Source organism: Flavobacterium sp. PL02, assembly GCF_035013205.1.
GTDB lineage: Bacteria > Bacteroidota > Bacteroidia > Flavobacteriales > Flavobacteriaceae > Flavobacterium.
This window is the reverse complement of the sequence record NZ_JAYGJP010000003.1, coordinates 248,974-272,738: the sequence shown is the minus strand read 5'-3', so window position 1 is coordinate 272,738 and position 23,765 is coordinate 248,974. Positions and strand designations below refer to the sequence as shown.

23 protein-coding genes are annotated in these 23,765 nt (G+C 33.4%); 18 read left to right on the top strand and 5 right to left on the bottom strand.

What is annotated here, in order from left to right:
* Positions 1 to 22: 22 nt before the first annotated feature.
* A complete protein-coding gene (locus SHI72_RS12185) occupies positions 23 to 400 on the bottom strand; it encodes a Fur family transcriptional regulator (RefSeq protein ID WP_039113526.1) in 378 nt (125 codons plus the stop codon).
* A gap of 85 nt (positions 401 to 485) precedes the next feature.
* Between SHI72_RS12185 and SHI72_RS12180 the strand changes: the two genes are divergently transcribed.
* The 13 genes from SHI72_RS12180 (at position 486) to SHI72_RS12120 (ending at position 13,351) form a co-directional block, all read left to right on the top strand.
* Positions 486 to 830, top strand: a complete 345-nt coding sequence (locus SHI72_RS12180) for a MerC family mercury resistance protein (RefSeq protein ID WP_323490113.1) — start codon at positions 486 to 488, stop codon at positions 828 to 830.
* Between the two features lie 5 nt (positions 831 to 835).
* Positions 836 to 2,044 carry a GTP-binding protein gene (locus SHI72_RS12175; protein ID WP_323490112.1) on the top strand — a complete coding sequence of 403 codons (1,209 nt, stop codon included), beginning with the start codon at positions 836 to 838 and terminating at the stop codon, positions 2,042 to 2,044.
* A gap of 17 nt (positions 2,045 to 2,061) precedes the next feature.
* Entirely contained in the window at positions 2,062 to 2,973 is a 912-nt protein-coding gene (locus tag SHI72_RS12170) for an NAD(P)/FAD-dependent oxidoreductase (RefSeq protein WP_323490111.1), read from the top strand.
* Positions 2,974 to 3,168: 195 nt separating this feature from the next.
* Positions 3,169 to 5,445, top strand: a complete 2,277-nt coding sequence (locus SHI72_RS12165) for a TonB-dependent receptor (protein ID WP_323490110.1) — start codon at positions 3,169 to 3,171, stop codon at positions 5,443 to 5,445.
* A gap of 170 nt (positions 5,446 to 5,615) precedes the next feature.
* Positions 5,616 to 6,080, top strand: coding sequence for a thioredoxin family protein (locus SHI72_RS12160; protein WP_323490109.1), 465 nt, complete (start codon positions 5,616 to 5,618; stop codon positions 6,078 to 6,080).
* Positions 6,081 to 6,223: 143 nt separating this feature from the next.
* Complete coding sequence (locus SHI72_RS12155) at positions 6,224 to 7,378, top strand: lycopene cyclase family protein (protein WP_323490108.1); 1,155 nt, start codon at positions 6,224 to 6,226, stop codon at positions 7,376 to 7,378.
* A gap of 16 nt (positions 7,379 to 7,394) precedes the next feature.
* Positions 7,395 to 8,192 carry a tetratricopeptide repeat protein gene (locus SHI72_RS12150; RefSeq protein WP_323490107.1) on the top strand — a complete coding sequence of 266 codons (798 nt, stop codon included), beginning with the start codon at positions 7,395 to 7,397 and terminating at the stop codon, positions 8,190 to 8,192.
* Positions 8,193 to 8,624: 432 nt separating this feature from the next.
* Positions 8,625 to 9,053, top strand: coding sequence for an ArsR/SmtB family transcription factor (locus SHI72_RS12145; RefSeq protein WP_052250034.1), 429 nt, complete (start codon positions 8,625 to 8,627; stop codon positions 9,051 to 9,053).
* A gap of 204 nt (positions 9,054 to 9,257) precedes the next feature.
* Entirely contained in the window at positions 9,258 to 9,671 is a 414-nt protein-coding gene (locus tag SHI72_RS12140; RefSeq protein WP_052250035.1) for an ArsR/SmtB family transcription factor, read from the top strand.
* A gap of 187 nt (positions 9,672 to 9,858) precedes the next feature.
* The gene (locus SHI72_RS12135; protein ID WP_039113515.1) at positions 9,859 to 10,269 is read left to right on the top strand and encodes a BrxA/BrxB family bacilliredoxin; all 411 of its coding nucleotides are present in this window, start codon (positions 9,859 to 9,861) and stop codon (positions 10,267 to 10,269) included.
* Between the two features lie 220 nt (positions 10,270 to 10,489).
* Complete coding sequence (locus tag SHI72_RS12130) at positions 10,490 to 11,875, top strand: rhodanese-related sulfurtransferase (protein ID WP_323490106.1); 1,386 nt, start codon at positions 10,490 to 10,492, stop codon at positions 11,873 to 11,875.
* Between the two features lie 4 nt (positions 11,876 to 11,879).
* Complete coding sequence (locus SHI72_RS12125; RefSeq protein ID WP_039113512.1) at positions 11,880 to 13,121, top strand: peptidase U32 family protein; 1,242 nt, start codon at positions 11,880 to 11,882, stop codon at positions 13,119 to 13,121.
* Positions 13,121 to 13,351, top strand: a complete 231-nt coding sequence (locus tag SHI72_RS12120) for a ferredoxin (RefSeq protein ID WP_039118414.1) — start codon at positions 13,121 to 13,123, stop codon at positions 13,349 to 13,351. Before SHI72_RS12125 ends, SHI72_RS12120 begins: the two co-directional genes overlap by 1 nt.
* Positions 13,352 to 13,470: 119 nt before the next feature.
* On the opposite strand, the gene SHI72_RS12115 is transcribed toward SHI72_RS12120, so the two are convergent.
* From SHI72_RS12115 to SHI72_RS12100, 4 genes are all read right to left on the bottom strand, one after another.
* Entirely contained in the window at positions 13,471 to 14,136 is a 666-nt protein-coding gene (locus SHI72_RS12115) for a hypothetical protein (RefSeq protein WP_323490105.1), read from the bottom strand.
* Positions 14,137 to 14,268: 132 nt separating this feature from the next.
* Positions 14,269 to 15,048 (bottom strand): hypothetical protein, encoded by a 780-nt coding sequence (locus SHI72_RS12110; protein ID WP_323490104.1) that lies wholly within the window; start codon positions 15,046 to 15,048, stop codon positions 14,269 to 14,271.
* Positions 15,049 to 15,050: 2 nt separating this feature from the next.
* Positions 15,051 to 15,821: a hypothetical protein gene (locus SHI72_RS12105; RefSeq protein ID WP_323490103.1), complete on the bottom strand. Its 771-nt coding sequence runs from the start codon at positions 15,819 to 15,821 to the stop codon at positions 15,051 to 15,053.
* A 148-nt stretch (positions 15,822 to 15,969) separates the two neighbouring features.
* Positions 15,970 to 16,986, bottom strand: coding sequence for an oxidoreductase (locus tag SHI72_RS12100; protein ID WP_323490102.1), 1,017 nt, complete (start codon positions 16,984 to 16,986; stop codon positions 15,970 to 15,972).
* A gap of 484 nt (positions 16,987 to 17,470) precedes the next feature.
* Between SHI72_RS12100 and SHI72_RS12095 the strand changes: the two genes are divergently transcribed.
* The 5 genes from SHI72_RS12095 (at position 17,471) to SHI72_RS12075 (ending at position 23,436) form a co-directional block, all read left to right on the top strand.
* The gene (locus SHI72_RS12095; RefSeq protein WP_086894712.1) at positions 17,471 to 18,796 is read left to right on the top strand and encodes a PSP1 domain-containing protein; all 1,326 of its coding nucleotides are present in this window, start codon (positions 17,471 to 17,473) and stop codon (positions 18,794 to 18,796) included.
* Positions 18,780 to 19,259, top strand: a complete 480-nt coding sequence (locus SHI72_RS12090; RefSeq protein WP_039113506.1) for a gliding motility lipoprotein GldH — start codon at positions 18,780 to 18,782, stop codon at positions 19,257 to 19,259. Before SHI72_RS12095 ends, SHI72_RS12090 begins: the two co-directional genes overlap by 17 nt.
* Before the next feature lie 11 nt (positions 19,260 to 19,270).
* Positions 19,271 to 21,574 (top strand): penicillin-binding protein 1A, encoded by a 2,304-nt coding sequence (locus SHI72_RS12085; protein ID WP_039113505.1) that lies wholly within the window; start codon positions 19,271 to 19,273, stop codon positions 21,572 to 21,574.
* A gap of 394 nt (positions 21,575 to 21,968) precedes the next feature.
* A complete protein-coding gene (locus tag SHI72_RS12080; protein ID WP_039118416.1) occupies positions 21,969 to 22,670 on the top strand; it encodes a CoA transferase subunit A in 702 nt (233 codons plus the stop codon).
* Between the two features lie 109 nt (positions 22,671 to 22,779).
* Positions 22,780 to 23,436: a CoA transferase subunit B gene (locus SHI72_RS12075; protein ID WP_039118417.1), complete on the top strand. Its 657-nt coding sequence runs from the start codon at positions 22,780 to 22,782 to the stop codon at positions 23,434 to 23,436.
* Positions 23,437 to 23,765 lie beyond the last annotated feature (329 nt).

The following is a 23,765-nucleotide window of genomic DNA, read 5'->3' as shown; positions in this document are numbered from 1 at the left end:
CTTGTCTAAATGTTAAATAGTTTTATAAACAATTCGGACACAATCCCGAAAGAGTAAAGTTTACATCATTGACCTTGTAATTACGAGGGATTATATAGCTTGGCTGTACGTTTTCCATACAAGTAACCTTTAAGCATTTTTCACAACTAAAATGTACATGATTATGAATATGCACATGGTTTGCATGATGACATTTGGCATACTTAATAGTGCCATCAAGATTCACGATTTTATGAATAACATCTTCATTCACCAATCGGTCTAAAATTCTATAAATAGTAACTCGATCACATAAATCCTGAGTAAGTTTATGAATCTCTGAATGGGACAAAGCCGAATCTGAATTAGTAATTAATTCTAAAATGGCTCCCTTAGCCGCGGTATTACGGGTAACTTTCATATGTAAAATATTAACGCAACATAGTTGCATTTAAAATAATTTTCTATATTTGCAACATTATTGCATTAAGCAAATATACAAGATAATGAAAACAAAAACAACCTTTAATTGGGACTTATTAGGAATTTCGAGCGCATCTATTTGCCTGATACATTGCTTAATTTTCCCTGTCATTACAATCCTTCCTTTAGGACTTAGTCACAATCCCTTAATCGATTTATTATTTGTTTCAATAGGATTCTTTGCTGTTGTAAAAATAATAAAGAAATCCAATCTTTTGGTAAGTAGTATTCTTATTCTGTCGTTAACCCTCATTTTTATAAGTATTCTCATAGAAATAGTACTAGACGTACATTCTTATTTGATTTTTATTGGTGGAATCGGAATGATAATCGGACATTTTTTAAATTACAGAAGTCATAAAAAATAACAACAATGAGAAAACTCCCTGTTACAGTATTAAGCGGATTTCTTGGAGCTGGCAAAACAACTTTGCTTAACCATATTCTCCATAACAAAGAAGGGTTAAAGGTAGCTGTGATTGTTAATGACATGAGCGAGGTGAATATTGATGCGCAACTTGTAAAAAACGAACATACATTATCCCGTACAGAAGAAAAACTGGTAGAGATGAGCAATGGCTGTATTTGCTGTACCTTGAGAGAAGATTTAATGATTGAAGTCGAAAAACTTGCAAGAGAAAATCGCTTTGATTATTTACTTATCGAAAGTACCGGAATTAGCGAACCCATTCCTGTTGCACAAACGTTCTCCTTTGTGGATGAAGATAAAAACATCGATCTGTCACGATTTAGCTATGTCGATACAATGGTTACAGTGGTAGATAGTTTAAATTTCTTCAAAGATTTTGGTTCAGCCGAAACGTTACAAGAACGAAAGGCTTCCGATATTGAAAATGACAACCGAACTATAGTAAATCTTTTGATTGACCAAGTAGAATTTGCCAATGTTATTATTCTAAACAAAACAGATTTAATAAGTCCTGAATCACTGCAATTCCTGAAAGCTTCCATTAAGAAATTAAATCCCGTTGCCAAAATACTTACATCTATTTTAGGAAAAGTAAACCCAAGCGAAATTATAAACACAGGGCTATTCAATTTTGAAGAAGCCGAATCATCTGCAGGATGGATTAGAGAGTTAGAAGGAATACACACACCCGAAACGGAAGAATTTGGAATAAATTCTTTTGTCTTTCGTGACCAGAAACCTTTTCATCCTCACCGATTTTGGAATTTCATTAAATCTGACTTTCCTCCTAACATAATTCGCAGTAAGGGATTATTTTGGCTAGCATCACGCCCAGACCAAGCCATTAACTGGAGTCAAGCTGGTGGATCCATGAAAGCAGAAGGAGCTGGTGTTTGGTGGTCAAGTATGCCACTTGTCGAGCGCATGACGTTTGATAATTTTGTGGAATTTCAAGATATAATCGAAGAACGCTGGACTTCTGATTTCGGTGACAGACTTAATGAGATTGTTTTTATTGGTCAAGAAATAAATGAAGAAAAAATACTGAAAGCGCTTAAAAAATGCCTCTGCACTCCAAATGAAATTATTGATTATCAAAAAGGCACGTTCTCAAACAAAGATTCATTCCCTATACCTCGAATTTCTTCATAAACACAAAATATAAAACTATGATAGACAATAATAAATATGATGTTATAATTATAGGCGGTAGCTACGCAGGCTTTTCTGCAGCAATGGCTTTAGGTCGTTCCTTGCGAAAAGTATTAATTATCGATAGTGGTAAACCTTGCAACCATCAAACTCCGTATTCACATAATTTTATAACGCACGATGGCAAGAAACCTTCGGATATTAATGCTAAAGCAAAAAAACAAGTATTAAAATATCCAACGGTAACCTTTCTAAACGCAAAAGCAACTAAAGCTTTAAAGACAAAAAATGGTTTTGATATAGCAACTGAAAAGGGAGATGTATTTACTTCCCGAAAATTACTTTTCACTACAGGACTAAAAGATATATTTCCAGAGATAAATGGATTTGCAGAATGCTGGGGAATTTCAATATTACATTGCCCATATTGCCACGGATATGAGGTTAAAAATGAAAAAACCGGCATTATTGCAAATGGAGCTATCGGATATGAATTTACCAAAATGATTTCCAACTGGACAAAAGACTTAACCGTTTTTACAAATGGCAAAACAACCTTAACGGAAGAGCAAACTGCTATTCTTAAAAAAAACAATGTAGCTGTTGTAGAAAATGAGATTGATTATTTCCTACACAATGAAGGCAAGTTAATGAGCATCGTTTTTAAAGATGGAACTAAAACTGCTATAAAAGCGCTTTATGCCAAACCTCCTTTTGAACAACATTCGCTTTTACCACAAGAATTAGGTTGCGAAATAACAGAACAAGGCTTAATAAAGGTCGATACTTTCCAAAAAACAACTATTGCGGGCATTTATGCAGCAGGCGACAATAGCACATTTGGTCGTTCGCTAGCTTTGGCAGTTTCTTCGGGATCTGTAGCTGGTGCGCTAATAAACAAGGAACTTATCGAGGAAGATTTTGTATAGATACAATCAAAAAACTACATTTTAATAATTTTGGGTTGTAGTAAATTCCAATTGTTTTGGTTTGCGGTTGGAATAGTAAGCGGTTCATTCTTAATAATGAACCGCTTTTTTTAATGCAAAAATATATTTTTAAGCGTTAGAATTTTGTTTATCAAATATAATTTTTAGATTTGTCTAAAATATAATTTACATAAAATGAAATATTTATTTACAATACTACTGTTTTCAATACTTCAGGTTTCATTTTCACAAAATACTAGTTCAATTTCAGGAAAAGTATCAATTGAAAATCAAGAAAACCCACAAGCTAATATTCAATTATTAAAAACAAATTATAAAACCCAAACCGATAGTTTAGGAAATTACAAATTAGAAAGTATTCCGCCGGGAAATTATAAGATTCAGATTTCATCACTTGGCTTGCAAACTATAATCAAAAGCATTTCGGTTAAAGAAAATCAACCACTAATTTTAGATTTTGAATTATCTAATGATGAAAATGAACTAAACGAAGTAGTCATTTCTGGAACTTTAAAGGCAGTAAAAAGATTAGAAAGTGCCGTTCCTGTAGAAGTTTATTCGCCGGTTTTCTTCAAAAAAAATCCTACCGCCAATATTTATGAAGCTTTGCAAAACGTAAACGGTGTTCGACCTCAACTTAATTGTGGCGTTTGTAACACAGGAGATATTCATATAAATGGTCTAGAAGGTCCTTACACAGCAGTAATGATAGATGGAATGCCAATCGTGAGTAGTTTATCGACTGTTTATGGTTTGTCTGGAATTCCGAATTCACTGGTCGAAAGAATCGAAATTGTAAAAGGTCCAGCCTCCTCTTTATACGGAAGTGAAGCTGTGGGTGGTTTAATAAATATTATTACCAAAAGCGCAGCCAACGCACCGACTTTCTCTGCCGATGTTTTTACTACAAGTTGGTTAGAAACAAATGTAGATTTGGGAGTAAAATTTGACGTGGGTAAAAAAGCAACCGCATTATTAGGCGTTAACTATTTTAACTACAATCAGAGAATCGATAATGACAATGATGGTTTTACCGATGTTACCTTACAAGATCGTATTTCAGTATTTCAAAAATGGACTTTTAACAGAAAAGAAAATAGACTTTTTACTATTGCCGCACGCGGAATGTACGAAGACCGTTGGGGAGGTGATGTACGCTGGGAGAAAAAATATCGTGGTGGCGACGAAATTTACGGTGAGAGTATTTACACCAAACGTGGGGAACTTATAGGAAGTTACCAGTTACCTACTGAAGAAAAACTGGTATTCTCTTTTTCTGGTAATGTACATTATCAAGACAGCCGCTACGGAACTACATCGTATATTGCGAACCAAAAAATAGGTTTTGCTCAACTTACTTGGGACAAGAAAATTGGAAGCAACGATTTGCTTGCCGGGATTGCTTCTCGCTACACTTATTACGACGACAATACAACTTCGACATCATTGCAAGGACAGAATAACCCAGAGAAAACATGGCTGCCTGGTATTTTCTTGCAAGACGAAATAACGCTCAACGAAAAAAACAAAATCCTATTAGGGCTTCGATACGATTACAACTCTATTCACGGGAATATCATCACTCCAAGATTTGCCTATAAACTAAAATTCAACGACAATAATATCCTCCGCTTTAATGCCGGAACGGGTTATAGAGTTGTGAATTTATTTACAGAAGATCACGCCGCTTTAACAGGTTCGCGAGAAGTTGTTATTGCAAACAATCTGAATCCCGAAAAATCGGTTAATGCCAATTTAAACTACATCAAAAAAATATACTTCCCGAGCGGAACATTCGTAGGAATAGAAACTACAGCCTTTTATACCCGATTTAGTAATAAGATCGTTTCAGATTATGTAACAGATCCGAACAAAATCATTTATGACAATATTAATGGTTATGCGATAAGCCAGGGAATTAGCACAAACATTGATGTAAACTTTACTAATGGATTAAAAATAATAACTGGCGCAACGATTATGGATGTTTCTAATGTAGAAGATGGAACTCGACAAAGACCATATCTAACTGAGAAATTTACTGCAACTTGGAGTATTTCGTATAAAATTGATCCGATTGATTTAGCGATAGACTATACTGGAAACCTTTACAGTCCGATGAAATTACCATTATTAAGCGATACCGACCCAAGAAGTCCAAACTCGCCTTGGTATAGCTTACAAAACATCCAGTTTACGTATACAGGTTGGAGAAATTTTGAATTGTACGCAGGAATTAAAAACCTACTTAACTTTACACCAAAGCGAAATAATCTGTTTTTGATATCGAGAACCAATGATCCATTTGACAAAAACGTAGAATACGCACCAAACGGAACTGTACTTGTAACGCCAAGCAATCCATACGGTTTAACATTTGACACGACTTATGTTTACGGACCAAACCAAGGAATACGAGGTTTCTTTGGGTTACGATATAACTTGAGATAAATAAGGTTGATAGAATAATCTAAAAAGGAACGCTGATGACGCGGATTTACAAAAGTAAAGACGCGGATAAAAACGGATTTCAAAACAATAAAAAAAATCCGTTTTTATCCGCGTTTTCGCCTGAGCGAATCCGTTTTATCCGCGTTCCCTTTATCACTAGCAAAAAACAAATGAAAAAGCTCATTCTATTTCTTTTCTTCTTATCAATTACCTCAACAGGTTTTGCTCAACTAAGTTCCTATTCGTTTGAGCAAATAGATAGTTTACAGCAAATCCAAAAACGGAAAGTCATTGTTTTTATCCATACCGATTGGTGTAAATATTGTCAGGCGATGAAGAATTCGACTTTCAAGAACAAAACAATAGTAACGCAACTCAACGACGAATTCTATTTTGTTGATTTTAATGCCGAAGAAAAAAGAACAATCCGTTTTAATAATCAAACCTTCAACTATAAGCCAAACGGAAATTCAAGTGGAGTTAATGAATTGGCGATTCAGTTAGGTACAGTAAACAATCAAATAACTTATCCTATTGTTTGTGTCCTAAATCCCGAAAATGAAATCATATTTCAAGATACAAGTTATCGCAATGCAAAAGACTTTGAAGTGATTTTGGAGAAGCTGAAGGAATAAAAGATTAACCATATAAGCTATATAAGTCCATTTAAGCAAAACTTATATTTACTTAAATCACTTACATGTTTTTAAATTATTTCATCGATTAAACCCAACGAACTAAAATTACCTATTTTTGATAAAAATAGATTTCCCACAACATGAAGCATTACGATTACATTTTTACAGGAACTGGTTTATCAGCAATGATGACGGTTTATAAAATGGTCCTATCTGGGAAGTTTACCGGAAAATCTATTTTGCTAATTGATGAAGACACTAAGAAAACCAATGATCGAACTTGGTGTTTTTGGGAGAAAGAGGAATCAATTTGGGAAAGCGCTGTTTCAAAAAAATGGGATTTGGCATTATTTGCCAATGAAAACTTTAAACGCGATTTAGAGTTAAAGCCTTACCAATACAATCAAATCCGTAGTTTAGATTTTTACAATTCTGTTTTTAAACTAATTGAAAAACAAGAAAACATCACTTTCCTAAACGACAAAGTAACCGACATTAACGAACTTGAAACTCATGTTTTTGTCGCAACTTCTACAAATACTTTCACCTGTAACCAGCTTTTAAATAGTATTTACAACAAAGCGTTGGTCGAAAGTCAACAAAAATATCCCGTTTTACAACAGCATTTTATCGGATGGTTTATCAAAAGTAACCAAGCTGTTTTTAATTCGGAACAAGTTACCTTCATGGATTTTTCGGTTGCTCAAAAAGGAAACACGCGGTTTATGTATGTTTTACCAACATCTTCAACCGAAGCTTTGATTGAATATACTTTGTTTTCGCATTCCCTTTTAGAAAAGCAAGAATACGAATCGGAGATTAAAAACTATATCCAAAACCTAGGTATTCAGGATTATGAAATAATCGAAAAGGAACAAGGAAGCATCCCGATGACTTGTTATCCTTTCTGGAAAAGAAACACCAATCGAGTACTGAATATCGGTACGGCTGGTGGTTGGACCAAAGCAAGTACAGGATACACTTTTAAAAAGTCTGATAAAAAGTCAACACAATTAGTATCATTTCTTAAAACTCAAACTGATTTTCGGAAATTTCATAAAAAAAGTAAATTCTGGATTTATGATTTGCTTTTATTGGATATCCTTGACAGAAACAATGAACTGGGAAGCTCTATTTTTTCGGATATGTTTCAGAAAGGAAATTCTGCATTGATTTTTAAGTTTTTAGACGAAGAAACTAACTTAATCGAAGATGTTAAAGTTATTTTAAAGTGCCCAAAACTGCCATTTATAAAAGCGTTATTTAGAGTGATTTTTCTTTCAAATAAATTCTAACTTTAAATCTTACCTTTTGAGAAACATTATTTTAGGTTGCTGTTTTTTTACTACAATTCTTTCCTTTGGTCAAATGCCCAAAAATAAGGATCAGGAAGCTATCGTTAAACAATCTCTAGATAGTTGTGCTTACAAATACAATTACACTTTTCAAATGTCGGAGTGGCAAAATTGTATTGATGAAGGCTTAAAAAAAGACAATACAATAGCCTATTTGTGGCAACAAAAAGCAATGCCTTATTTTAAATGTAAAAAATATGAAGTTGGAATGCCATTTCTAGACAAAGCTGTTTTATATGATAAGCAAGAATGGTTACCATATAGAGGTTTTATGAAATGTATTTTCGTAAAAAACTACAAAGAAGCGATTCAGGATTTAGAAGAATCTATTAAACTTTATGGAAACGGATATAGAATGGATCATCCTTATAGTTTTTATATCGGACTTTGTTATTTACAATTAAACGAATATGATAAAGCAGAAAAACTTTTTGACGATTATGTAAATGATATCTATAAAAACAGACAACAGCTAGAACATCCCACCGCTTATTTTTACCAAGGAATAGCCAAATATGAACTCAAAAAATGGGATGAAGCAATTGCTATTTTTGATAAAGCTCTGAAGATTTACCCACAGTTTTCGGATGCAAAATATTACAAAGCAATTTGTTTGTTTAAATTAGGTAAGTCAAAAGAAGAAATCACAACCTTAGCAGCTTCGGCAAGAGAAGATGCTGCTAAAGGATTTACGCTTAATGAGGACAATACTATTTACGAAACCTATCCCTATCAGGTAAAGTTTACCAAATAATCGTTAACCAACAAAACTCTACTATCTGCAAAGTCTCTACTTTGCAGATTTTTTTTCCCCAATACGACTCAAAAATAATTCTCGATTTATCTGTTGAGTTGATACTCTGACTACTTTCCTATAGAAATTACAAAAATATCATTTTATCGAAAAAAGTAGTGGATGCCTTGAGAACTGAGGTTTATTCTACAGCTAAAATATGTCTTATTCTTTTGTTATAAGGTTTTATTGAGGCGGTTAGAAAGACTTGTTCGGATTTAGCTTTGCAAATTCTAAATAATGTTCAATTCATTATTGAAGAAAACTAAGGCTTGACCTCTAGCAATAGTGAACAAACCAAAGTAAAGAGAAAAAAAGGAGTAAGAAAATCTACTATAATAATGTAGATCTAATGTAATCGTTCATTCACGATAATGAATAAATTGGGAAATTATGGGAGTTACTAAACACTTAAATTTTGATATAGAAACTAAAGCAATAGGGAAAATTTGTAAAGCACTGGGACATCCTACGCGAATACAAATTATGACCTTGTTATGGAAAAGAAACAACAGGACTTGTGGTGAAATTGTTGAATTAATTCCGCTGGCACAATCAACTATATCCAAACATTTATTAGAATTAAAAAAAGCTAATCTTGTAATTGTAACAAACGAAGGAAAGAAAACAATTTATTCTATTGAAGTTGAAAACATTCAAATGCTTAAAATGTATTTGACTAGTTATCTTTCGACCATCGAACTTTCCGAACAAAACAAGGCTACCGTTTTAACAACTAAACGTAAACCAAGAGGTAGAAATAGCCATTTCAAACAATACAACTATCAATTTCCTGATAAAATAATAAAACAGGCAATGTAGATATCCTTGATTTCTCCCATTGAAAAGCCACAAAGTAGAAGAAAATATAGTATTGTGTTTGGTTTAAAAACAAACTTTAAACTATTACAAAAACTTTATTCAGGAATTAAAATTCTTACTTTTAAACTTTGTAACTTTACAATTAAGACTAATGTACATTTAATGTAATCGTACAATAACGATAGTAAATTAATTGGCAAATTTATGGGAGTTACTAAACACTTAAACTTTGATATCGAGACAAAAGTAGTAGGAGAAATTTGCAAAGCACTTGGACATCCTACGCGAATTCAGATTATGACCCTGCTCTGGAAAAAAAACAATAGAACTTGCGGTGAAATCGTCGAATTAATTCCGTTGGCACAATCAACAATATCTAAACATTTATTAGAGTTAAAGAAAGCAAATCTTGTAATGATAAAAAATGAAGGGAAAAGAATAGTTTACTCGGTTGAAATTGACAGCATACAAATGCTCAAAAAATATCTAAGCAGTTATCTTTCAACCTTTGAAGTTCCCGAGAAAAATAAGTCAACCATTTTAACAACTAAACATAAAACAGAAAGTACAAATGGTCGGTTGAAACAATACAATTATCAATTTCCTGATAAAAAATAAAATCGCAACTTTATCTTATCTATCTGTAAACCCACAAAATAAGGGAAATTCCGAATAATGTTATACTATATGATTTGATTTAAAAACAAACACTAAACTATAACAAAACTTTATACCGGAATTAAAGTTCTTGTTTTTAAACTTTGTAACTTTGCAATTCTTAAAGTTAAACTAAAAAATAAAAAATATGTATCCAGAAGAAATGGTAAAACCAATGCAAGCTGAATTAACATCAGCAGGTTTTCAAGATTTACATAGTGCAGCAGAAGTTGATAACGCAATCAAATCAGAAGGAACAACATTAGTAGTTGTAAACTCTGTATGTGGTTGTGCAGCAAGAAACGCACGTCCAGGAGCAAAAATGAGTTTAGATGGTGCTAAAAAACCAGACCACTTAATTACTGTTTTTGCAGGTGTTGATAAAGAAGCTGTAGATGCAGCAAGACAACATATGTTCCCTTTCCCTCCATCATCGCCAAGTATGGCTTTGTTTAAAAACGGAGAATTAGTTCACATGTTAGAGCGTCACCATATCGAAGGTCGCCCAGCTGAATTAATTGCTGAGAATTTACAAGATGCTTTTAATGAGTTCTGTTAATTAGGTTCAAAGAAGTATTAAGGTACAGAGGTACAAAGATTTAAAAAGCACTATTAATTTAGTGCTTTTTTGTTTTTGTTAAGTCCCGTTTAAAAACTTAAAACCTTGGTAACTTAGTATCTCAGAACCTTTGTTACTTCAAGCCTTTGCAACTTTGAACCTTTTTCCTTACTTTTGCACTTTCAAAAAAATAATTTCTTAACTTAAAACTGTTTATAGCATGCAACTGTATAACACTTTGAGCGCAGAAGAAAGAGCCATCATGATTGATGATGCCGGTAAACAACGACTAACGTTGTCTTTCTATGCGTATGCCAAAATTCAAGATCCTAAAAAATTTCGCGATGATTTATTTGTAGCCTGGAATAAGCTTGATGCTTTAGGCCGAATTTACGTTGCCAACGAAGGTATAAATGCTCAGATGAGTATTCCTGCCGAAAATTTGGAGGCTTTTAGAGAAACTCTTGAAGTCTATGATTTCATGAAAGGCATACGATTGAATGAAGCTGTAGAACATGATGACCATTCCTTTTTAAAACTTACCATTAAAGTTCGTCACAAAATTGTCGCTGACGGTTTAAACGACGAAACTTTTGATGTAACTGATATAGGCGTTCACCTGAAAGCCGCAGCATTCAATGAAATCCTTGATGACCCAAATACTATTGTTGTTGATTTTAGAAATCACTACGAAAGTGAAGTGGGACATTTTAAAGGAGCAATTACTCCTGATGTAGAAACTTTTAGAGAGAGTTTACCAATAATTAACGATCAACTTAAGAATCATAAAGAGGATAAAAACCTGGTAATGTATTGTACAGGTGGAATTCGTTGTGAGAAAGCCAGTGCTTATTTTAAGCATCAAGGTTTTAAAAATGTGTATCAATTAGAAGGTGGAATTATTAATTACGCCAAACAAATTGAAGCTGAGGGTTTAGAAAGTAAATTCATTGGAAAAAACTTTGTATTTGATAATCGTCTAGGCGAAAGAATCACCGAAGATATCATTTCGCAATGCCACCAATGTGGGAAACCTTGCGACAATCACACCAATTGCGAGAATGACGGATGTCATTTATTGTTTATTCAGTGTGATGATTGTAAAACTGCAATGGAAAACTGTTGCTCTACAGAATGTCTAGACATTATACACATGCCACTAGTTGATCAGGTGCGATTAAGAACTGGAAAACAAGTTGGAAATAAGGTTTTTAGAAAAGGAAAATCGGATAGTTTGAAATTCAAACATTCCGGAGAACTACCAAATGCCGCTTTAGGTACAGTTGACTCGAGCGTTAGCGAATTGGCAAAGCAAAAGCAAGCAGATATTCGCCAAAAAATAAAAGTAAAAAAAGTACTTCTTGGTAAAGCAGAGCATTATTATGTAAAAGCTCAAGTTGGTCTTTTTACTATCGAAAATCAAGAGTTGAATGCTGGTGATACAATCTTAATCTCTGGACCAACTACAGGAAATCAGGAATTGGTTTTAGAAAAAATGATTGTTAACGAAATAGCCGCTACTACCGCTAAAATTGGCGATAGAGTTACTTTTGAAGTTCCATTCAGAATTAGGTTGTCGGATAAAATCTATAAAATTTTAGACTAACATCATGACAACAAATAATAAAATTGAACTTATGGCTCCTGCAGGGAGCTTTGAGTCACTTCAGGCTGCACTAGATAATGGTGCCGATTCTATTTATTTTGGTGTAGAACAACTCAACATGAGAGCACGCTCAACCGTGAATTTCACTATGGATGATTTGCAAGAAATTGCCAATCGTTGTGCTACCAAAAATGTACGAAGCTATCTTACTTTGAACACGATTATTTACGACCACGATTTATCGGTTGTAAAAACATTGCTTAACAAAGCCAAAGAAGCCAATATCACAGCCGTAATCGCATCTGACCAAGCCGTAATTGCAATGGCAAGAACAATTGGTATGGAAGTACATATTTCAACTCAATTGAATGTAACTAATATCGAAACCATAAAATTCTACAGCTTGTTTGCAGATACAATGGTTTTAAGTCGTGAATTAAGCTTACGCCAAGTAAAAAGTATCACAGAACAGATTGAGAAAGAGCAAATAAAAGGACCAAACGGAAATTTAGTCGAAATCGAAATTTTCGGACATGGTGCTTTATGTATGGCTGTTTCTGGAAAATGCTATTTGAGTTTACATTCTCATAACTCATCGGCAAATCGTGGTGCTTGCAAGCAAAACTGTCGTAAAAAATATACTGTTATAGATCAGGAAACAGGTTTTGAAATCGAAGTTGATAATGAATATCTTATGTCCCCAAAAGATTTGTGTACGCTAGATTTTCTTGATCAGGTAATCGATTCTGGAATTCAGGTTCTTAAAATAGAAGGCCGTGGTCGTGCTCCCGAATATGTGGCAACGGTAATAAAAACCTATCGTGAAGCCATAGATTCTTACTACGATAAAACTTTCTCTAAAGAAAAAATCGCTGTTTGGATGGAAGCGTTGAACACCGTTTACAATCGTGGTTTTTGGTCAGGATATTATCTTGGGCAAGAATTAGGAGAATGGAGTGATATTCCTGGATCTGCAGCAACCCAAAAGAAAGTGTATGTGGGTAAAGGAACACATTACTTCCCTAAAGTTGACGTTGGACAGTTTAAAATAGAAGCTTACGATATTAAGGTTGGAGACAGAATTCTTGTAACTGGTCCAAGTACCGGAGCTCAGGAAATGGTAATAGAAGAAATGTATGTAAACGACATTGTAGCCGATAAAGCTACAAAAGGAGATGATTGTACCTTCAAATTACCTTTCAGAATCAGAATGTCTGATAAGTTATATAAAATTGTAGAGGCGTAATGGTTATTATTACTTTACAAAGAGACAAATGCATTGGCTGTAATTATTGCGTCGAAATGGATCCAGTACATTTTCAGATGTCAAAAAAAGACGGAAAATCAGTATTGCTTCATTCGCAGAATGCAAAAGGTTTTTTTACTCTAAAATCACCTAATCATGCGATTGTTGAAAGTTGCGAACTAGCAGCGAAAGCTTGTCCTGTAAAGATTATTACTGTAAAAGAAACATAGAGATATTTACTTATTATAAATTTAAAGAGCCACAAATTGTGGCTCTTTTGTTTTTTTATGAAAGCAGCTAATCTTACATTGTTTTAGTACTGATTTTGTAAATAATTCTTAGGAATGTCTTACCAAATCTTCCACCATGGTTTACTTTCAACTTTTACTTTTTTATCGATTATTATACCAACAATCCATACTTCATCCTCAACTTCTGTCATTACAAAACCTAGTCCTTCATTCTTGTTTATTCCAAAATCTTGATTTGGCTGAACCATTAGCTGGCATAATCCGTTTTTATTTAAATGATTATATTTTACAATACGACCCCAAACCAATTCGGGTGTTGTATCATTATCTTTTGATAATAATAATATTTTTATATCGTCAGGAAAACCTTCAGCCCTAAAAGGATCAAGATTTACATCTCTTCGAAATTCAGTTAAATCATCTCTATCGTAACTTTCGATGTACAATGGTTTAACGAATTCATAATCTCCTAAAAAATTGTCTTGTATTACTTGATAAAGAGTTTCTGAAAATTGAGCGTGTCGTATGATAACTCTAATTTCCTTATCATACGGGGAGTCAGTAAATACAATTTTGCCATCAACATTGTTAAATAGCTTTACGACCTCTAATGTTGTTCCTGCCACATGGTCAATATAAACAAATCCCAAAATATTGTCACCAACAAAATCAGCCAACATATTTACTAATGCAGGATAGTTTCGGTAATTGTCAATTGTGATCCATTGCCCCCAAATTTCATTTTCTTTTTTTAGTTCACTCATTATCATTGTTTTTCTGTTGCTTAGTATTTATTTTGATTGTATTTGGTCTATTATTCTTTAAAAAGGTTTAAAAACTTAGTATTTACCAATGCAGATAAAGTTCCTTATTTTATGCATTAATAAAATTGCAATTTATTTCTTGGCAATGTTCTCAGTAAATTTACCACTTATCCATCCTCGCAATTTTTGGTCTTTAAAGTCAAAATTAACAGGATTACATTCCCCAGCAATGGCACTCTTTTCTATTTCTACAAAAAGCCAGGTACGCACCGCTTCGACTTTCTCTGCAAGTACTTTAATAGTTGACTTTTGTTTTAATTTTGCTATAATATTTGTGCCTTCCTCACAGGTAAAAACAAAATCGTCAACCCCTTTTTTGCCTGTTTCTTTTATTGTTGGAGAATAACGTACGTTATAATTATCTATAGTATTGCTTACAAAACGTGGTGTCGCTAAATAAACAATCGGAAGCAACATGGCATTCTTTTCTTCTACATATTCATCATTTGTTAATACATAGTTCTCTTCTAGTAACGCCCCATTTTTACCAAAACCAAATAAACGTCTGGACTCATAGGGACTTTCACCGCAGCAATGATATAATATCATTTGCAATTGTTTTTTGCTTGTGGTTTCATCCAACTTGCTATTTCCGAATGGTTCGCTTATCACTTTTTTATATGTGCCACCTATATTTACATACACTTCTACACATTTAGGTTCTCCACATTGGTAAGTATATATAATATCAGTTTGCCCATCATTATTCAGGTCTACCGATTTTTTTTGATATTGTCCTCCCATCGCTTGGAGTTTTATACCCTTCTCAATCTGTTTAATATCGGCACTTTGCGCTTTTAATGCAACTGTATTGCACAATAAATAAATGGTCAGAATTATAATTTGTTTCATTTTTATTGCTTTACTCTATTTTTAGATTTTAATTTCCATTTACCATTTCTTCCCATATATACATAATCATACATATGCTTACCAGTTCTATCTTGAAAATGTTTTCTCAATGGAATAACAGTACCGTTATCTTGCAATTTATAACTACTTTCCGCAGAAGTTCCAAAAGCACTTCCATAAAGTTCCGTATGTATCGTATTTGTTTCTTTATCAAATCTAGGTTTATCCCAAATATCAGTTTCATCAGCAGCATTATATAATCTAAACAGTTTTTGTTGCGTTTGGTCATTAATAAAAACGATAGTCCATTCGTTACCATTTACATTAGAGAATACCCAGCACAGCAAATCTTCGTCTCCATCGTTATCAAAATCAACTATTTTAAAATTTGAGAAAAGCATATCCTTATCAAAATGCCAAAAGAATGGCTGATAATGGACATTTTCCTGAAGTTCTAATTTGTTATTTTTAAATTGATAAAGGGATGCAATGGAGTCATTTTGTAAACGGAAAGAATATTTTAAAGGTGTTTTTCCTTTAAGTTCGAATATGCATTCGGGCTTTTCTTTACTAAAGTCAATATCTTCCATACTTAGAGACTCTGGAGGATAATTAACTTTAAACATAAGATTGTACGAAATAGAATCTGTTTCTGTTTGCGAAAAAGTAACGCTACAAGTAAACAAAAAGAGCAAGAATAAATATTTCATTAAAGCCGTATGATATTGAATGTTTATGTAATTTGAAATAATTTCATCTATAAAAGTATTCACTTTTAATCAAATGAGCAGCATAATTCGAGTAATTAAAATCCTTTTAAATCAAGTAGATTGTCCAATAAAAATCATCATAATAAAGGAAACCTAAAAGAAAACCCTATTCTATTTGATATAGAATAGGGCTTTCTTTTATAAGATTAAATTAGTGTCTGTTATCACAATTTAAAAAAACATCAGGTTCATTATTATCTAAGAATGAGATCCCTGGGCAACCGAAAGAAACGTATACAAAACCAAAAACTACCTCTGGTTTGTTCTTAAACAGTTTACCAGTCCATTGATTGACTTCTTTATCCTCACTATTATCGTTTAATTGTGCAAACGAACCACCTTCGCTCTCACGGTAATACTTATCACAAACGATCTTGTTTGTTTTTTCTTCTTTAACAATCAACCTTCTCAACAATACTGTTTCTTCATTTATATAATCCTGTAAAAAGTATTCAAACCCGTTTGATTTATAACTATAAGCCGTTTTTTTACTTGCCGTTTTTATCAAATCATTATATTCCGGATTTATAGCAGCAACAGGCACCTTAGCAATTGTTGTTTCTTTCCACTTTATAGCTTTCAATTGCTTCATTGCAAAAGGATTCTTTGAACCAATGCAAACCAAAGTATTCAAATAATAGGAATCGAATCCTTTTAGTAATTTGGGATCTAGTCCAAATCCAATCATATAATCATCTTGTGAATAAGGCCAATCGGCCCCGTATACATTTATAGCAGCGACTACTTGTAGAGATTTCACAGAAAATGCATTGACAATATTGGTGGCATAATCGTAAACATAAACACTATCTTTTTCTGAAATTTTCATTTTAGATAGCATTCTGTTTCTATATGTCGAATTCAACACTAGATATTGAGCCTCTTTTTCTCCTAATTTTTTAACATCAGGAATAGCAAGAGAATCCTTATGTTCACTTAATTGATATTTATCAGACAAGGATATTAGCGCAATAGTATCTTTTTCGCCAAAAATTGAATTAACATTATATATATCTAAATCAGACACTTTTTGTGTTTCCACAGCTACAGCGCTAGCAATAGTTGTGTCTTTTTTAACTGAATTTATGTTTTTTTGATCTAAAGGCTTTTTATTCGTACAACTAATAAAAAAAGGGATTGCGAATAAAACGTAAAATAATTTGTTCATGGTTTTTGTTCTAAATAATATAAAAAGATTGATAATTTTTGAAAATATTGACAATGAGCTCAACAGCAAAATAATAATTTGCATTCCAGTAACTAATAATTCGTGCCAATGAGGGATATTTTGTTTGTTTTTTAACCAACACTAAAAGCTAAGTTTTTAATATAAAACCTATAAATACAAACCAAATATAAGCTTAAATATTTTTTTTAAGAATAATCAGAATAGTTTTTTGTTCAAAAAAACCACCATCAAACTATAAGTCCTTTTAAGCAAGATAAATAAATAACAAACGAATTTTCTTGATAAATCCAGTTTCATACTATCATAAAAACCACTAATTTTCTCTTAAACACGACTGTATTTTGTATTTAACGTAGCATTAGTGTTAATCCATTAAAAAGCAAACTAAAAAAAATACTATCTTTACACATTAATCTTTTTTAAGAACTTAAGTTGCATTTATTGCGACACTACATATAAAATTATGGCATGTACAAGTTGTTCAACTTCTGATGGTGGCGCACCTAAGGGTTGTAAAAATAATGGGACTTGCGGCACCGATAGCTGCAATAAATTAACGGTTTTTGATTGGCTTTCGAATATGAGTTTGCCTAACGGAGAAGCTCCTTTTGATTGTGTTGAAGTACGTTTTAAGAACGGTAGAAAAGAATTTTTTAGAAACTCAGATAAATTAACTTTAAGTATTGGAGATATCGTTGCAACAGTAGCATCTCCAGGACATGACATAGGAATTGTAACTCTTACAGGCGAATTAGTAAAAATTCAAATGAAGAAAAAAGGAGTTAGTCCTACTAGCAATGAAGTTCCTAAAATTTACCGTAAAGCCTCTCAAAAAGATATCGATATTTGGTCGGCAGCCCGCGAAAAAGAAGAGCCGATGAAAGTTCGCGCTCGTGAATTAGCGATAGCTCAAAAACTAGAAATGAAAATTTCGGATATTGAATTTCAAGGAGATGGCTCAAAAGCTACTTTTTATTATACTGCAAATGACAGAGTCGATTTTAGACTTTTAATTAAAGATTTTGCTAAAGAATTCAGTACAAGAGTCGAAATGAAACAAGTTGGTTTCCGTCAGGAAGCTGCGCGTTTAGGAGGAATTGGTTCTTGCGGAAGAGAATTGTGTTGCTCTACTTGGTTAACCGATTTTAGAAGTGTGAACACCTCAGCAGCACGATACCAACAATTATCGTTGAATCCGCAAAAACTAGCAGGACAATGCGGAAAATTGAAATGTTGTTTAAACTATGAGCTAGACACCTACATGGATGCTCTTAAGGATTTTCCTGATTACGATACCAAATTAGTTACTGAAAAAGGCGATGCAATTTGCCAAAAACAAGATATTTTTAAAGGATTAATGTGGTTTGCTTATACCAATAACTTCGCAAACTGGCATGTTTTAAAAATTGATCAGGTAAAAGAAATCATAGCCGAAAACAAACTCAAAAACAGAGTTTCTTCACTTGAAGATTTTGCAATAGAAATCACTCAAGAACCTGAAAAAGACTTCAATAATGCTATGGGTCAAGAAAGCTTAACTCGTTTTGACCAACCAAAAAGAAAGAAAAAACCAGCTAAAAAACGCAAAACTATTGGCGAAAATGTTGCTGCAGCTGCTGCTCCTGCAACTACTCCCAACAATCAAGCACCAAAGAATCAAAATCCAAAAGGCAATAAACCAGCTGGAAACAATAATAACAATAAGCCAAACAATAATGCTGCGAACGATAAAAAACCAGCTGGCCCTAGAAAACCAATAATTATTACAAAAAATGAGAATAAAAAATAGCGGGATTCTTCTTTTGGTGGCTATACTTCTTTTTTCATGCGACAAAAAAAGAGTATTTGATGAATACAAATCTGTTGGAGATGCTTGGCATAAAGACAGCATTGTAACCTTCGACTTACCCGAATTAGATTCGACCAAACGATACAATTTGTTTGTAAATTTGAGAGATAACAACAATTTTCCCTTCAACAATATATTTTTAATTGTTGCTATCGAAACCCAAAGCGGATTTACAAAAGTAGATACTCTTGAATACCAAATGGCACATCCAGACGGAACTTTAATGGGGAACGGATTTACAGATATAAAAGAAAGTAAACTCTTTTATAAAGAGGATGTTAAGTTTAAAGGAAAATACAAAGTTCATATCAAACAAGCAGTTAGAGAATCAGGGAAAGTTCCTGGAGTACAACAACTTGACGGAATAACTGATGTAGGTTTTAGAATTGAAAAAAAAGATTAGAATAGATTTATATGGCTGCTAAAAAAAACAATCCAACAAAAACTGATAAAGACATCAATTATTACAAAAAGACCTTTTGGAAAATTTTTGGCTATGGTTTATTAGGTGTTATTACCTTTTTCTTATTTGCTTCATGGGGAATTTTTGGTTCTATGCCTTCATTTGAAGACTTAGAAAATCCAGATTCTAATTTAGCTACCGAAATCATCTCTTCTGATGGAGTTGTTATCGGGAAATATTTCCAGACAAACAGATCACAATTAAAATATTCTGACTTACCTAAAAGCTTGGTTGAAGCACTTGTAGCAACCGAAGATGAGCGTTTTTACGAACATTCAGGAATTGACGGTCGTGGAACTTTAAGAGCTATTGCTAGTTTAGGAACTAGCGGAGGTGCAAGTACGCTTACACAACAATTAGCAAAACAATTATTTCACGGAGAAGGATCTAAATTTTTACCTTTTAGAATTGTACAAAAAGTAAAAGAATGGATTATCGCTATTCGTTTAGAAAGACAATATACTAAGAATGAAATTATTGCAATGTATTGCAACGTATATGATTTTGGTAATTATTCGGTTGGGGTAAGTTCTGCTGCGCAAACTTATTTCTCTAAAGAACCAAAAGACTTAACGATGGACGAATCGGCAATATTAGTCGGAATGTTCAAGAATTCAGGTTTATACAATCCGGTAAGAAATCCGCAAGGAGTTAAAAACCGTCGTAATGTTGTGCTTTCGCAAATGGAAAAAGCGGGCATGATTACTAATGACCAAAAAAACAAATTACAAGCTCTTCCTATCTCATTGAAATTCAAACTAGAAAGTCACCGTGAAGGAACTGCAACTTACTTTAGAGAATATTTACGTGACTACATGAAAAAATGGGTAGCCGAAAATAAAAAACCAGACGGTACTGAATATAACATTTACAAAGATGGTCTAAAAATATACACGACTATCGATTCCAGAATGCAATTACATGCTGAAGAAGCTGTTGCTGCACACATGAAAAACTTACAAGAAGAGTTTTTCCAACAATCTAAAACAAATAAAAATGCTCCTTTCGTTAATATTTCTGAAGCTGAAACGCAACGAATTATAAACCAAGCGATGAAATCTTCATACCGTTGGACAGTAATGAAAGCTGCCGATAAAAGTGACGAAGAAATCATAAAGTCATTTAGTGAGAAAACAAAAATGACTGTGTTTACCTGGAAAGGTGAAAGAGATACGATTATGACTCCTCTGGATTCTATTCGTTATTACAAGCACTTTTTACAAGCTGGTTTAATGGCAATGGAACCTCAAACAGGTAGCATTAAAGCTTGGGTTGGTGGAATCAATTACAAATACTTCCAATACGATCACGTAGGTCAGGGAGCAAGACAAGTAGGTTCTACATTTAAACCATTTGTTTACGCAGCTGCAATTGAGCAATTAAATATGTCTCCTTGTGATTCAATATTAGATGGTCCATTTATGATTCATAAAGGACGTCATCACGTTACTGCAGACTGGGAACCAAGAAACTCGGATAACAGATACCGCGGAATGGTTACCTTAAAACAAGGTTTGGCAAACTCTATCAATACGGTTTCGGCTAAATTAATTGACCGTGTTGGTCCAGAAGCGGTAGTTGAACTAGCACATAAATTGGGAGTAAAATCTCAAATTCCGGTACAACCTTCAATCGCATTAGGTGCTGTTGAAATTACTGTTGAAGATATGGTTGCTGCTTATAGCACATTTGCAAACCAAGGTGTTTATGTAAAACCACAGTTCTTAAACCGAATTGAAAATAAAAGTGGCGAAGTAATTTACGAGCCAATTCCAGAATCTCACGATGTACTGAATAAAGATATCGCATTTGCTGTAATTAAACTTCTTCAAGGGGTTACCGAAAGTGGTTCGGGTTCACGACTACGTACTGAAGGTGGTGGTAGCGGTGATAAGCGTTGGACAGGATATCCATATATGTTCCGAAATCCAATTGCTGGTAAAACAGGAACAACACAAAACCAATCTGATGGTTGGTTTATGGGAATGGTTCCGAACTTAGTTACTGGTGTTTGGGTAGGTTGCGAAGATCGTTCGGCACGTTTCAAAAGTATTACTTACGGACAAGGTGCAACTGCTGCCCTACCTGTTTGGGGTTATTTCATGAAACTTTGTTACGCTGACCCTGCTTTACAAGTATCTAAATCTGATTTCGAAAGACCTGCAAATCTCCAAATAAAAGTAGATTGTTATTCTGCACCGAAAGTAAAAGACACAACAGACACTGAACAAAACACAGACGAATTCGAACTGTAGTTTAGTTTCACTTTTAAAATAACTAATATCCTTTTGTAACTTCTGAATTTTCGGAAGATGCAAAAGGATTTTTTTTTGGAACAAATTGATTGTAGATTAATCCAAGAAATAAAAGATTTACCGCAAAGGGCACAAAGCTTAATCTATAAAATAACTTTGCGATTTTGTCTTTGTGAACTTTGCACTTAATTTCCTTGCCACAGATTACTCAGATTAAAAGGATTTAAAAACTTTGCTCCCGACGCGTCGGGATAGCGTCCTTTGCGGTTAATCACAATCGTTGTTAAATTATATCAGACAAATTACTTGTAGATTTATTTTTTACGAAATCGTTATAATTTAATCTAAAATTGGTATTTTTATCAAAAATATACGTCAATACAAGACAAATAATATGATTAGTAAAAAAGTCAACTCAGTTCAGGAAGCAATTCAGGGAATCAAAAACGACATGACAATTATGTTTGGCGGATTTGGTTTATGTGGGATTCCAGAAAACACTATTGCCGAATTGGTAAAAACAGAAAACTCAGGTCTTACTTGCATCTCTAATAATGCAGGTGTCGATGATTTTGGTTTGGGATTATTATTGCAAAAAAAGCAAATCAAGAAAATGATTTCTTCTTATGTAGGTGAGAATGCCGAATTCGAACGTCAGATGCTTTCAGGAGAATTAGATGTAGAACTTATTCCGCAAGGAACATTAGCCGAACGTTGTCGTGCAGCACAAGCCGGAATACCAGCTTTTTTCACGCCTGCAGGTTACGGAACCGAAGTTGCCGAAGGTAAAGAAATTCGTGAGTTCAACGGAAAAATGCATATTATGGAACATGCCTTCAAAGCTGACTTCGCTATTGTAAAAGCATGGAAAGGCGACGAAGCTGGTAATCTTATCTTTAAAGGAACTGCCAGAAACTTCAATTCTTGTATGGCTGGTGCAGCAAAAATAACAATTGCCGAAGTAGAAGAACTCGTTCCAGTTGGTACATTAGATCCAAATCAAATTCATATTCCCGGAATCATGGTACAACGTATCTTTCAAGGAGAAAAATTTGAAAAGAGGATTGAGCAACGAACTGTTAGAGTGAAGAATTAGCTAATTGAGATAATAAGACAATTAGATAATTCTCTACAGAATGTTTTAAATTTTCTAATTATCAAATTGACTAATTGGCACATTAAAAAAATTGACACATTAAAAAGATATGTTAACAAAAGAAGATATTGCAAAACGAATTGCACAAGAGCTTAAAGACCGTTATTTCGTGAATTTAGGTATCGGAATACCAACATTGGTAGCAAACTATATCCCAAAAGGAATTGACGTTGAATTTCAAAGCGAAAACGGCGTTCTGGGAATGGGACCTTTTCCTTTTGAAGGAGAAGAAGACGCTGATATTATTAATGCAGGAAAACAAACTATTACAACTCTTCCTGGAGCTAGTTTCTTTGATTCGGCTCTTAGTTTTGGAATGATTCGTAGCCAAAAAGTTGATTTAACTATACTTGGTGCAATGGAAGTTTCTGAAAACGGAGATATTGCCAACTGGAAAATCCCAGGTAAAATGGTAAAAGGAATGGGTGGAGCAATGGATTTAGTGGCTTCAGCCGAAAATATTATTGTTGCCATGATGCACGTAAACAAAGCTGGCGAATCTAAAATATTAAAAAAATGCAGCTTACCACTAACTGGTGTTGGTTGTGTAAAGAAAGTTGTAACCGAATTGGCTGTTTTAGAAATAACTCCAAAAGGTTTTAAACTTTTAGAACGCGCACCTGGAGTTTCTGTAGAACATATTATTGCTTCAACTGAAGCAAATTTGATAATTGAAGGTGATATTCCGGAGATGATTATCGATTAACGCCTCTTTTTAAATAATTCACACAAAAGGCTAACACTTAAAAAATGTTAGCCTTTTTTCTGTTACAGCTTATTCTACCTAGTGGTTACATATATTTCACAACTAAATCAACATCAGCGAGTTAAGAAGAAAACAAAACACTCAAAATCAATAATATAATAATAAAAACAGGTTTTTTCTGATGATTGTTTTTAATTTGTTAATATTTAATAATTATTTAACAACAATTGTTGCATTTTATCGATTATTTGAATTTATGTTAATTTATTTAACAAAATGTTTATATTTTTATAACAAATTAAAGTATTTACCTACACGCTTTAATTGCT